The following is a 13057-nucleotide window of genomic DNA, read 5'->3' as shown; positions in this document are numbered from 1 at the left end:
GAAAATTGTTGTTAATTAATACTCAAAAGTTCCGTACTCGCTAGTAATAATCAACTTTTTAGTGGCACTAGCCTCTACCTTACCAACTATTTTAGCGTCTACACCAAAACTTTTAGAAATAGCAATTAAATCTTCTGCTACAGCAGGATTTACGTACAATTCCATACGGTGACCACAGTTAAAAACTTGGTACATTTCTTTCCAATCTGTTTTAGATTGTTCTTGTATTAGCTTAAATAAAGGAGGAACCGGAAAAAGGTTGTCTTTTACAATATGTAAGTTGTCTACAAAATGAAGAATTTTTGTTTGCGCACCTCCACTACAATGTACCATACCATGTATGTCTGTAGCATTGTATTTTTCTAATATTTTTTTAATAATTGGCGCATACGTTCTAGTTGGTGACAATACCAGTTTACCTGCATCTATTGGAGAGTTTTCTATTTTATCTGTTAATTTAACAGCACCAGAATATACCAAATCTTCAGGTACGGCAGCATCAAAACTCTCTGGGTATTTTTCTGCTAAGTATTTAGAGAACACATCATGTCTTGCAGAAGTAAGTCCGTTACTTCCCATACCTCCATTATACTCTGTTTCGTATGTTGCTTGTCCAAAAGACTCTAAGCCTATAATAACATCACCATCTTTAATATTAGCATTGTCTATAACATCCTTTTTATTAAGCCTAGCAGTTACCGTAGAGTCTACAATTATAGTACGCACCAAGTCGCCTACATCTGCAGTTTCACCACCAGTAGAATGTATTACAATACCGTGTTCTTTTAAATCAGTTATAAGTTCTTCTGTACCATTAATAATAGCAGATAAAACCTCACCCGGAATTAAGTTTTTATTTCTTCCTATGGTAGAAGACAACATAATGTTATCTGTAGCACCTACACAAATAAGATCATCAATATTCATTATTAAAGCATCTTGCGCTATGCCTTTCCAAACAGAAATATCTCCTGTTTCTTTCCAATACATATATGCTAACGAAGATTTAGTACCTGCACCATCTGCATGCATTACCAAACAATAGTCATTATCACCAGTTAAATAATCTGGAACAATTTTACAAAAAGCTTTAGGAAAAAGCCCTTTATCTATGTTTTTAATGGCATTATGCACATCTTCTTTAGATGCAGAAACTCCTCTTTGGTTATACCTTTCGCTATTAGATGAACTCATACTTTTTTACTTTGAGGCAAAAATAATGTAATCCATAAAATTAGCAGCAATAAACTTTGGTAGATATCAACAATAATAGTTTATAACCTAAAAAAGTTAAACAACCACTTGCTTATTAGCCGCTTTTAAATTCTTTTTGGCTGTTCTGTTTTTTAAAATACCATTTGCTATAACAGTAATTAAAATGATGAATGCTCCTAAATAAAACATAGGGTCCATTTTTTCACTATCTCCAAAAATTATAAATGCCAATAGAATACCATAAACAGGCTCTAAGTTTGTAGTTAGCATTACGGTATACGGACTTAAAAATTTCATTATTTTAACCGATGCAATAAAGGCATATGCAGTACAAAATGAAGCTAGTATTAAAATGTAAATCCAATCTGACACTGATAGTTGAAAATTTACTTGACTAAAATTTCCTTGAAAAAGCATATAAATTGATAAAAACACTACACCAGCACCAAGCTCATAAAAAGAAATAATTGAAGGCTTGTGTTCTTTAATAAGCTTACCATTCATTAAAGAAAAAACTGTTGCTAAAAATGCTGAAATTAATGCTAGTACAATACCTTCTTTGTATGATGCATCAATATTAAATATTAGTCCTAAACCGCCAATAACTATAAGTCCAAAAATAATCTCGTACCAAATAACTTTTCTTTTGTACCAAATTGGTTCTAGTATAGCAGCAAAAAAAGCTCCAGATGATATGGTTGCTAAGGTTACAGAGACATTAGACACTTTTATAGAAGAAAAAAAAGTTACCCAATGCAAAGCTATAATTACACCTGTACCAAGCAATAACAATAATGTTTTGCGGTTAACTTGTAATTTGTTTTTACGCACTACTATAAACAGCAATACAAAAAGAGCTGCAAATAACATACGATACCACACTAACGGTAACGCGTCTATAGTTATTAATTTACCCAATACAGCAGTAAAGCCCCAAACAAAAACTATAAAATGTAAATGCAGGTAATTTTTAAATTTATCGCTTAGCATTTTTTAACAAGTATAAGCCAATGATTGCAAATATTGCATTAGGAATAATAATTGCTATTAAGGGTGATAAACCAGCCTTTTCTGCAAGAATAGCAAAAACTCTATCAAAAAATATGTACACAAAGGCAATTACAATTCCAAATGCTAAATTAAGCCCCATACCTCCTCTACGTTTTATTGAAGAAACAGATACTGCTATTAGTGTTAATATAAAAGCACTAACTGGCAAAGCCCAACGCTTGTATTTAGCCATTACATACGTATTAATGTTAGATGCTCCTTTTTTACGCTGGTCTTCAATAAACTTATTTAGCTCAAAAATATTTTTAGTTTCTGCTACATAACTAACAGGAGTTAAATCATCTATTTTAAAATCAAAAATAGTGTCTAACCTACTCTTTTTTTCAATTACCTCTACATTCCCTTTAACGGTTCTAGAAGTAAAACCTGTTAACCTATATATGGTATCTGTTGGTATCCACCTTATACTAGATGCAGTAAGTTTGTATGCTAATTTATCATCATTATCAAAATGTTCTAAAACAAAATTACTACCTCTTTGCCTGTTAGGGTCAAAACTACTGATATATAAAAACTCGTTTTCGTTTAATTGATTATAAATGTTAGTGGTCTCCTGAAACTTTTTACCTTTTTTAAGGTATTTAAATATAAACTCATGATAGTCTAAACTGGCTTTGGGGACAATAAACATTGCCATTACAAACATTAGTATTGCAATAATGGTAGCACCCATAAAATAAGGCCTTAAAAACCTACCAAAAGAAACACCAGAGCTTAATATTGCAACAATTTCTGTATTTGAGGCGAGTTTAGATGTAAAAAAGATGATAGATAAAAACAAAAATATAGGAAATAACAAACTACCTATATAGATAATAAAGTTCATATAATACTCTAAAATCTCTAAGGTTGGGGCCTCATTACGTACCATTTTAGCTATTTTTTCTGCCAAATCTAGCATTACACCAATTGGCACAAATAACAATAGCATTACCGCAAAGGTAAGCAGGTAGCGTTTTAATATGTATTTATCTAATATACTCAACTATTACAATCTTTTATCCATTTGTTTTACCATCATATTTTTCCATTCGGTAAAATCTCCGGCAATAATATGCTTTCTAGCTTCACGAGTCAACCATAAATAAAAACCTAAGTTATGTATGGTAGCAATTTGTTTACCTAAATATTCATTAGCAGCAAACAAATGACGTAAGTATGCTTTAGAATATTCAGTATCTACAAATGTAATTCCCATTTCATCAATAGGAGAAAAATCTGCTTCCCACTTCTTATTTTTAATATTAATAGTACCGTGTGCTGTAAATAACATACCATTACGTGCATTACGTGTTGGCATAACACAGTCAAACATATCTACACCTAAAGCAATATTTTCTAAAATATTAATTGGTGTACCAACACCCATTAAATATCTTGGCTTTTCTTCTGGTAAAATATCGCAAACAACCTCGGTCATTGCGTACATTTCTTCAGCTGGCTCACCTACAGACAAACCACCAATAGCATTTCCTTCTGCACCTGCGTTTGCAATATATTCAGCAGATTGTTTACGTAAATCTTTATATGTAGAACCTTGTACAATAGGAAAAAAAGTTTGTTCGTATCCGTATTTAAAAGGTAGTTTTTCTAAGTGGTTCATACAACGGTCTAACCAACGGTGCGTCATATGCATAGAGCGCTTTGCATAATTATAATCACAAGGGTAAGGTGTACACTCATCAAAAGCCATAATAATATCTGCACCAATGGTACGCTGAATTTCCATTACGTTTTCTGGAGTAAAAAAGTGGTAAGATCCATCTATATGAGATTTAAACTTTACACCTTCTTCCTTTATTTTTCTATTAGCAGATAAAGAATATACTTGGTAACCACCACTATCTGTTAAAATATTACGATCCCAGCCCATAAATTTATGCAAACCACCAGCTGCTTCAAGTATATCCAGTTTAGGACGTAAATACAAATGGTATGTATTTCCTAAAATAATATCTGGATTTATTTCTTCTTTTAATTCTCTCTGATGAACCCCTTTTACAGACGCAACTGTACCTACAGGCATAAAAATAGGTGTTTCTATAACACCATGATCTGTTACCATTGTAGCAGCACGTGCCTTACTCTGTGGGTCCTTTTTTTCTAATGTAAATTTCAAAAACTATAGTATTTATGACCGCAAATATAATCAACTCATCTACAAAAAATTGCTAACAAAAAAATAAAGTTAGGTATTAATTGTAAAGTAGTTAATAAATTATAACAACTAGCCTTGTACACGCAAAAGATAGGACTTATTTTTACACGCGAATTAACACAACATATAAAATGCCAAGACTGGAAGAATTACAAGATTTGACCACGCAAGTGAGAAGGGATATTTTAAGAATGGTGCACAAAGTAAACTCTGGCCACCCAGGTGGTTCTTTGGGTTGTGCAGAATTTTTTGTTGCCCTGTACAATGAATTAATGGAACTAAACGAAGGATTTGACATGGATGGTAAGGGTGAAGACCTTTTCTTTTTATCTAACGGTCATATTTCTCCTGTTTATTATAGTGTATTAGCACGTAGCGGATACTTTCCAGTAGACGAGCTTAACACTTTTAGACTAATTAATTCTAGACTACAAGGACACCCAACTACACATGAAGGTTTACCTGGTGTGCGTATTGCATCTGGGTCATTAGGACAAGGAATGTCTGTAGCTATTGGTGCAGCACTTGCAAAAAAGCTAAACAAAGACAGCAACATTGTGTATAGTTTACACGGTGATGGTGAGTTACAAGAAGGTCAAAATTGGGAAGCTATGATGTATGCTTCTGCCAATAAGGTTGATAATTTAATTTCTACTATAGATTTAAATGGTCAGCAAATTGACGGTTCTACTGACACTGTATTAAATATGGGTAGTGTAAGAGCTAAATTTGAAGCTTTTGGATGGGATGTTTTAGATGTTAAAGAAGGAAACAACCTTGAAGCAGTAATAGCTGGTCTTAAAAAAGCTAAATCTATGACAGGTAACGGAAAACCAATTTGTGTTTTATTACATACAGTTATGGGTAATGGTGTAGATTTTATGATGCACACACACGCATGGCATGGTAAAGCTCCTAGTGATGAACAACTAGAGACAGCACTAGCACAAAACCCTGAAACTTTAGGAGACTACTAATAAAAATTAAATCTACCTTCTCTTATACAAAAGAGAAAAATCATAAAGGATATGAAAAAATACACAGATCAAGGAAAAAACGATACTAGAAGTGGTTTTGGTGCAGGTTTAGCAGAATTAGGAAGATCAAATCCTAACGTTGTTGCATTATGTGCAGATTTAATTGGTTCTCTTAAAATGGATAAATTCATTGAAGAAAATCCAGAGAGATTCTTTCAAATAGGGATTGCAGAAGCTAACATGATGGGGATTGCCGCAGGTTTAACCATTGGAGGAAAAATACCTTTCACAGGTACTTTTGCTAACTTTTCTACAGGAAGAGTTTATGATCAAATACGCCAGTCTATTGCTTATTCTGGTAAAAATGTAAAAATTTGTGCTTCGCATGCTGGGGTAACTTTAGGTGAAGATGGTGCAACACACCAAATTTTAGAAGATATAGGTTTAATGAAAATGTTACCAGGAATGGTAGTTATTAACCCTTGTGATTACAACCAAACAAAAGCAGCTACTATTGCTATTGCTGATTATGAAGGTCCTGTTTACCTACGTTTTGGAAGACCAAAAGTAGCTAACTTTACTCCAGTAGATCAAAAATTTGAAATAGGCAAAGCACTACATTTAACAGAAGGTACAGACGTTACTATTGTTGCAACTGGCCACTTGGTATGGGAAGCTTTAATTGCTGCCGAAAACTTAGAAAGTCAAGGGATTTCTGCAGAAGTAATTAATATACACACTATTAAACCATTAGATGCTAATGCTATAATTAATTCTGTTAAAAAAACAGGCTGTATTGTAACTGCAGAAGAACATAATGTTTTAGGCGGTTTAGGAGAAAGTGTTGCTCGTGTTTTAGCAACTAGCCAACCAACTCCGCAAGAGTTTATTGGTACTAACGATACTTTTGGTGAAAGTGGTACTCCTGCACAATTAATGGAAAAATACGGTTTAGACAATAAAGCTATAGAAAAAGCCGTTTTAAAAGTTATAGAACGCAAGTAAGAAAATGGTATCGTTTTTGATACTTAACTTACATATTAATTAATAACATATTGAGAGTGATTGTTTTTTTACAGTCGCTCTCTTATTGTTTAAAACACTTTTAAAATGAAAAAAACACTTTTAGTAATTACAATGGCTTTGGCAAGTTTAACAACTTTTGCCCAAACTGATGCTGGTTTTGGTATTAAAGGAGGTTTAAACTATGGTGGTAATGGAGATTATTATGACTCTGCAAAAGATGCTTATAATGACCCTGATAAAAATGTAGGTTACCACATTGGACTTTATGCAAAAACTGGCGGCAATTTATATCTTAGACCAGAATTAGTGTATACATCTCTAAAATCTGGTTATGCAGAAGATTTTAAAATGCAAAAGTTAGACTTACCTGTTTTAGTTGGCGCAAAGGTAATTGGTCCGTTAAACGTATTTGCAGGTCCTGCTTTTCAGTACATTTTAGATACAGATTATGATGGTATAACTATTGGTGATGTAGAGAACGACTTTACCGTAGGCCTTAACGTAGGTATAGGTGTTAACTTAGGTAAATTAGGAGTTGACATTAGGTATGAAAGAGGATTTAGCGATAATGAAGTTGATATTATAAATGCTGATATTACATCTGTACAAAAAGACAGAATAGACACTAGGCCAGATCAACTTATTTTAAGTTTATCTCTAAAACTATAAGTTTTAACACACAACAAACAAAAAGCCCTAGAAATTAATTTCTAGGGCTTTTTGTATTTTTAACTATAATGGTAAAACTATTAGTTATTTGGGTCTAAATAGTTTGGAATACCATCACCGTCTGTATCTGGGTAAGGCAAAATTATATTACCATCCTCATCACTAATTTCATCTCTAGTTAATATCCCGTCGTTATCATCATCATCATCCAAAAAGTTAGCTACACTAGATATAGAAGAAGAACTATCTTCTGAAGCCTTGTCTGTATTATCATCATATAAATAGCCATTACCGTTTAAATCTTCTATATAAGAAGGAATACCATCATTATCATGATCTGACTCATTTACAGCCACTAAGTCAATTTTAAAAATTAAAGGACTATATGCAGGTATAGAACCAGTAGCATTATTGTAATAACCCAAAGCAGAAGGAAAAATAATCATTCCAACACCATAATCACTTATTTCAAAAGTACCATCAGGGTTAACATCATCTTCTGTTAATGCCTTGCCTGCTTTTAAATGTTGTACTGCTTCTGAAAAGCCACGAATTCTACCTGTATATGGTAACCATAAAGGAGTAGATGTAGATGCATCAAAAACAGTATTATCTAATAACAACCCCTCATAACGTATATATGTTGAGTCTGCTGTGTTAGCCTGTGCCCCTACCCCTTGTCTTGCTACAAGGTAATAATAAGTATGTTCTACTTCTTTATTATCAGTTAATCCTATTTCTTCAGAGCGTACAGTTGTTTTAACTGCCGTCATCATATCAATTAACGGTGTTTTATCTGCATTTTCCCCCTCAATTTCTCCTAAAACAATTTTATAGTCAAAATCTGCTGGTGGATCTTGAAAATCTTCATAGTTGTAAAAGTGTGTCTCTAAGTATTTAACTATAGAGTCTTTATCTTGGTCTACTATTTCACTTAATGCCTTTGGTGGCTCTATAGAAAAGCCATTATCATCACTATTACAAGCCCATACTATTATGGCCAGTATAGCAACTAAAAAAACGTTCTTAAATTTCATCTATTCTAATTTATGAGCCGCAAGATACAATTTTCCACTATTTTTGCAGAAGTAGTTAACAAAGAATTTGGAGTTAATATGAGGATAGACAAATATTTATGGTGTACACGTTATTTTAAAACAAGAAATATTGCTACTGAAGCCTGTAAAAAAGGACACATTAAAGTTAATGATAAAGTGGTAAAACCGTCTAGAGATGTTTTTCCTATGGACAAAATAACGGTACGTAAAAACCAAATAAATTACCAGTTTACTATTTTAGATGTACCACCTAACAGAGTTGGCGCTAAATTAGTAGATATGTACCGTAAAGATACTACACCTAAAGAAGCTTTTGAGCACTCTGAACTACTTAAATACTCTAAGGACTATTATAGAAAAAAAGGCACAGGAAGACCTACAAAAAAAGACCGTAGAGAAATTGATGATTACACAACTACAAATTCTACCGAAGAGGAATAACACTTAAAAAGTGTTTAGTATCTTTGACTATATAAAATTACAATACACAATGCAGAACAAAATATTATCTCACAACCAAATTCAGCATAAAGTTAAGCGTATTGCTTACCAAATTTACGAGGCTAATGTAGAAGAAACAGAGATTGTAATTGCTGGTATAGATGGTGGCGGATTAAAATTTGCAAAAAAACTAAGTACTGTTTTACAAGACATTACCACTGCTAAAATTACATTGTGTACAGTAAAAATGGATAAAAAAAACCCGTTAAACAGCGGAGTTACAACTTCTATTTCTAAAGAAGAATACACCAATAAATCTGTTGTTTTAATAGATGATGTTTTAAACTCCGGAACAACCTTAATATACGGTGTTTTTCATTTTTTAAAAGTACCCTTACGCCAATTAAAAACGGCTGTTTTGGTAAACAGAAACCATAAAAAATATCCAGTAAAAGCAGATTATAAAGGATTGTCTTTATCTACATCTTTACAAGAACATATAGAGGTAGAATTTAAAGATAATGATGATGCTGTGTACTTAAACTAACTTTTCTACAATATCATTTACCACTTCAGCGGCTTTCTTTTGCTGTACTAATATAGTATGGTGAGCTTTTGTGTAAAAGTAACTACGCTCAAACAAATGTGCTCCTATAAACTCTGGCAGTTCGTTTTCTGGTATGTTTGCTATTAAAGGTCTGTTTGCTTTTTCTTTTACTAACCTCTTTATAAGTTCTGGTATTGGCACGCTTAAATAAAAAACATTACTAGTATTATTAGTCATAACATTAATATTGTCTCCGTAGCAAGGTGTTCCGCCCCCTGTAGAGAGCACAAAATCATCATTTGTTGCAAAAATTTCGTTTAAACATAAAATTTCCGCTTTTCTAAAAAATATTTCTCCTTTTATAGAAAAAAGATCTGAAATAGACATCTCAAACTTTTTTTCTATGTAAGAGTCCAAATCCAAAAAATTGATTTTCAAACGCTTGGCAAGCTCTCTTCCTACTGTAGATTTTCCGCTCCCCATATAACCAACAAGTACTATTTGCATCTATTTTTTTATACAAAGATGGTCTATTTTACATCGAAATAAAAAAAATAAAATAAATTTTACAAAAGTACTTGTGAATTTAAATAAAGGTCATATATTTGCACCCGCAAACAACAATACGCTGTTTTGCTGGAATAATGACCTGGTAGCTCAGTTGGTAGAGCATCTCCCTTTTAAGGAGAGGGTCCTGGGTTCGAGCCCCAGCCCGGTCACAAAAATAAAAAACCGAAAGTTTATACTTTCGGTTTTTTTTATGCCTTATTTTAAATATAAATTATTCTTTTTTAAGGTGTTACATATTAAGTTCTATTTTATGTGTTTTTCTCTAAAAAAAACCATTGTAGAATAAAATAAAGGTCATATATTTGCACCCGCAAACAGCAATGCGCTGCTTGTTGGAATAATGACCTGGTAGCTCAGTTGGTAGAGCATCTCCCTTTTAAGGAGAGGGTCCTGGGTTCGAGCCCCAGCCCGGTCACAAAGAGAAATCTTATTTTAAAACCTTGTAGAATTTATCTGCAAGGTTTTTTTCTTTTATAGAAATATTTTCAGTTTTACTTCCATCATAATTTACCAAATAACGTCTCTATACCTTATTTACTATTTATCATTTGTATAAAAAGTAAACTTTAGTAAAAACTTACACTTTTTTGTAGTTGCTAAATTAATATCTAGTGCAAATGTTTAAAAACATACAACGTATTGTGTATTGTTCAGTTATTGTCTAGTACTTATATATATTTAAGTATCAATATATACACATATTTGCATACCTCCACATAGCAGTAGTGTTATACGCATAAGTATAACTAAGCTAAAATCAATTTTTAAAAAGCAGAAAACCAATACTATTAAAATGAAATATAAATTAGCACTTATTACCTTATGCATAATTACAGCTTTTAATTGCAAGTCTAAAGAAACTGTAACATTACAAACAGATTTTAATTTTGATTGGCACTTTAAACTTGAAGACACTGTTGCAGGAATTCATGATACCGAGTGGAAAAAAATAAAATTACCACATGACTGGAGTGTTACTAATAAGTTTGACTCTATAAAAGGGGAAGGTGCTACAGCTTATTTACTAGGTGGCATTGGGTATTACAAAAAGGACTTTTATACACAATTAAATAGTAACCAAGTTGCTTATATACTTTTTGATGGCGTTTACAACAACGCAACCATTAGCTTAAACAATAAAGAACTAGGTTTTCATCCTTACGGCTACTCTCCCTTTTATTACGATGTAACATCTGCCTTAAATGAAAATGGCAACAAAAACACTATAAATGTTAAGGTAGACAGAACAAGATATGCAGATAGTAGATGGTATACTGGCTCTGGAATATACAGAAATGTAAAGTTTATTACCAAAAACAAATTACACATTCCTATTTGGGGTTCTTTTATTACAACACCAACCGTTACTAATAAATTAGCTACTGTTAGCATACAAACAACTATAAATAATAAATTCAATAGCAGCAAAACAGCAATACTAAGCACAACAATATATGATACAAATAATGTAGTAGTTAATACCAATACCAAAAATATAACTGTTGCTAAAAATACAACCCTAAAAAATTTAGCTACTATTAAAGTAACTGATCCTAAATTATGGGATATTGATAGCCCTACACTATACACTGCAATAACTACCATTACACAGGATAATGAAGTTATAGACACACAAAAAACAAAATTTGGTATACGCAGTATTAAGTTTGACGCTAATACAGGGTTTTATTTAAATGGAAAAAACAGAAAAATAAAAGGTGTATGCCTACACCATGATGCCGGGCTAGTTGGTGCTGCTGTGCCAAAAGGAGTTTGGAGAAGACGTTTACAAACTTTAAAAAATATAGGCTGCAATGCTATTAGAATATCTCATAACCCAGCTTCTAATGAGTTTTTAGACCTATGTGATGAAATGGGTTTTCTTGTACAAGATGAGTTTTTTGATGAGTGGGACAACCCTAAAGACAAACGGAAAAATATGAATGAAAAAAGCGTAGACTACATTACAAGAGGCTACGCAGAACATTTTCAAGAGTGGGCAGAAATAGATTTAAAAAATACAGTTTTATCACACAGAAACCACCCTTCTATTTTTCAATGGAGTATTGGTAATGAAATTGAATGGACTTACCCAAGAAATGCAAATGCTACTGGTTTTTTTAATAATATAGATTGGAGTGGTAATTATTTTTGGTCTTTACCTCCTAACAATATAAGTACTATAAAAGAAAAACTTAAAACGCTCCCAAAAGCCAAATATGATATTGGTGAAACTGCAAAAAAACTAGCAAAATGGACCAAAGAGTTAGATACCACTAGATATGTAATTGCAAATTGCATTTTACCTTCTTCTAGCTATGAGTCTGGGTATGCAGATGCTCTAGATATTATAGGTTTTAGCTACCGTAGAGTAATATATGATTACGGACATAAAAACTATCCTAATTTACCACTTATGGGAACCGAAAATCTTGGTCAATGGCATGAATGGAAAGCAGTTATGGAAAGACCTTTTATTTCTGGTACATTTTTATGGACAGGAATAGATTATATGGGAGAATCTAACAAAGGATGGCCAAAAAAAGGAACCTCTAGCGGTTTATTAGATGTGGCTGGGTTTAAAAAACCATCATACCATATGTTTAATGCTTTATGGAACACTGAGCCTAATATTTATATTACTTCTCAAACTTTAGATAAATCTATTTATAAACTAGATGCCAATGGCAACCCTGTAGAAAAACAAGATGGCAAATGGAAAACGGCTTTATGGCAATGGCATAATGTAAATGAACATTGGAACTATAATAACAATACTGTTACGGTTGTAGAAGTATACTCTAACTGTACAGAGGTAGAGCTGTTTTTAAACAATAAATCTTTAGGGGTAAAAAAGCTTAGCAACTTTGAAGATCATATTTACAAATGGGCAGTTCCCTACAAAAAAGGAACTTTAAAAGCGGTTGGCTTAAAAGATGGTAAAAAAGTAGAATCTACTATTACAACTACAACAAAACCAACAACTATAAAACTCACCACAGACCAGAAAAAATTAACTGCAGACGGTTATGATGTTGCACATATTATAGCACAACTTGTAGATAAAAACGGTAACCCTATAAAAACTGAAAATCAAATTATTAACTTTAGTGTTTCTGGTAATGCAACAGTTTTAGGTGTAGATAACGGTAGCATTACTAATACACAAAATTTTAAAAGCAATAAAATTAAAACCAGTAAAGGAAGGGCTCTTTTAATAGTTCAATCTTTACAAAACAAAACAACTCCTATAAATATTACAGCAAACTCTGCTTCATTAAAAAGCAACCAAATAACAATTACTTTAGAACCTAAAAAAAATTAA

Annotated in this window: 12 protein-coding genes and 2 tRNA genes; 8 read left to right on the top strand and 6 right to left on the bottom strand. The window is 32.4% G+C overall.

Features of this window, described 5'->3' with window-relative positions:
- Positions 1-15: 15 nt before the first annotated feature.
- The 4 genes from JM80_RS08515 to tgt form a co-directional block, all read right to left on the bottom strand.
- Positions 16-1194, bottom strand: coding sequence for an AIR synthase related protein (locus JM80_RS08515; RefSeq protein ID WP_144709719.1), 1179 nt, complete (start codon positions 1192-1194; stop codon positions 16-18).
- A 96-nt stretch (positions 1195-1290) separates the two neighbouring features.
- The gene (locus JM80_RS08510) at positions 1291-2205 is read right to left on the bottom strand and encodes a DMT family transporter (protein WP_013619978.1); all 915 of its coding nucleotides are present in this window, start codon (positions 2203-2205) and stop codon (positions 1291-1293) included.
- Complete coding sequence (locus tag JM80_RS08505) at positions 2192-3271, bottom strand: LptF/LptG family permease (protein ID WP_089118585.1); 1080 nt, start codon at positions 3269-3271, stop codon at positions 2192-2194. Before JM80_RS08505 ends, JM80_RS08510 begins: the two co-directional genes overlap by 14 nt.
- Positions 3272-3274: 3 nt before the next feature.
- A complete protein-coding gene (tgt, locus tag JM80_RS08500; RefSeq protein WP_034646287.1) occupies positions 3275-4405 on the bottom strand; it encodes a tRNA guanosine(34) transglycosylase Tgt in 1131 nt (376 codons plus the stop codon).
- Positions 4406-4575: 170 nt separating this feature from the next.
- Here tgt and JM80_RS08495 point away from each other — a divergent pair, with 170 nt between their 5' ends.
- The 3 genes from JM80_RS08495 to JM80_RS08485 all read left to right on the top strand — a co-directional run bounded on the left by JM80_RS08495 (position 4576) and on the right by JM80_RS08485 (position 7116).
- Positions 4576-5421 carry a transketolase gene (locus JM80_RS08495; RefSeq protein ID WP_013619981.1) on the top strand — a complete coding sequence of 282 codons (846 nt, stop codon included), beginning with the start codon at positions 4576-4578 and terminating at the stop codon, positions 5419-5421.
- Positions 5422-5472: 51 nt separating this feature from the next.
- Positions 5473-6426, top strand: a complete 954-nt coding sequence (locus JM80_RS08490) for a transketolase family protein (RefSeq protein ID WP_034646285.1) — start codon at positions 5473-5475, stop codon at positions 6424-6426.
- 105 nt (positions 6427-6531) lie between these two features.
- Entirely contained in the window at positions 6532-7116 is a 585-nt protein-coding gene (locus JM80_RS08485; RefSeq protein ID WP_013619983.1) for a porin family protein, read from the top strand.
- 80 nt (positions 7117-7196) lie between these two features.
- Here JM80_RS08485 and JM80_RS08480 read toward each other — a convergent pair whose 3' ends face one another.
- The gene (locus JM80_RS08480) at positions 7197-8153 is read right to left on the bottom strand and encodes an FKBP-type peptidyl-prolyl cis-trans isomerase (protein ID WP_144709717.1); all 957 of its coding nucleotides are present in this window, start codon (positions 8151-8153) and stop codon (positions 7197-7199) included.
- A 78-nt stretch (positions 8154-8231) separates the two neighbouring features.
- On the opposite strand from JM80_RS08480, the gene JM80_RS08475 reads away from it, so the two are divergent.
- Positions 8232-8615 carry an RNA-binding S4 domain-containing protein gene (locus tag JM80_RS08475; protein ID WP_034646361.1) on the top strand — a complete coding sequence of 128 codons (384 nt, stop codon included), beginning with the start codon at positions 8232-8234 and terminating at the stop codon, positions 8613-8615.
- A gap of 49 nt (positions 8616-8664) precedes the next feature.
- On the top strand, positions 8665-9162 hold the full coding sequence (locus JM80_RS08470) for a phosphoribosyltransferase domain-containing protein (protein WP_013619986.1): 498 nt from the start codon (positions 8665-8667) through the stop codon (positions 9160-9162).
- On the opposite strand, the gene JM80_RS08465 is transcribed toward JM80_RS08470, so the two are convergent.
- On the bottom strand, positions 9154-9669 hold the full coding sequence (locus JM80_RS08465) for a shikimate kinase (RefSeq protein WP_144709715.1): 516 nt from the start codon (positions 9667-9669) through the stop codon (positions 9154-9156). The genes JM80_RS08470 and JM80_RS08465 overlap by 9 nt on opposite strands.
- Positions 9670-9808: 139 nt before the next feature.
- On the opposite strand from JM80_RS08465, the gene JM80_RS08460 reads away from it, so the two are divergent.
- The 3 genes from JM80_RS08460 (at position 9809) to JM80_RS08450 (ending at position 13057) form a co-directional block, all read left to right on the top strand.
- Positions 9809-9881: transfer RNA gene (locus JM80_RS08460), tRNA-Lys, on the top strand.
- Positions 9882-10074: 193 nt separating this feature from the next.
- Positions 10075-10147, top strand: a tRNA-Lys gene (locus JM80_RS08455).
- A 378-nt stretch (positions 10148-10525) separates the two neighbouring features.
- The gene (locus tag JM80_RS08450; protein WP_144709713.1) at positions 10526-13057 is read left to right on the top strand and encodes a glycoside hydrolase family 2 TIM barrel-domain containing protein; all 2532 of its coding nucleotides are present in this window, start codon (positions 10526-10528) and stop codon (positions 13055-13057) included.

This window comes from Cellulophaga sp. RHA_52 (genome assembly GCF_007827205.1).
In the GTDB taxonomy this organism is placed as follows: Bacteria; Bacteroidota; Bacteroidia; order Flavobacteriales; family Flavobacteriaceae; genus Cellulophaga; species Cellulophaga lytica.
This window is presented reverse-complemented; position numbering and strand designations above follow the sequence as displayed.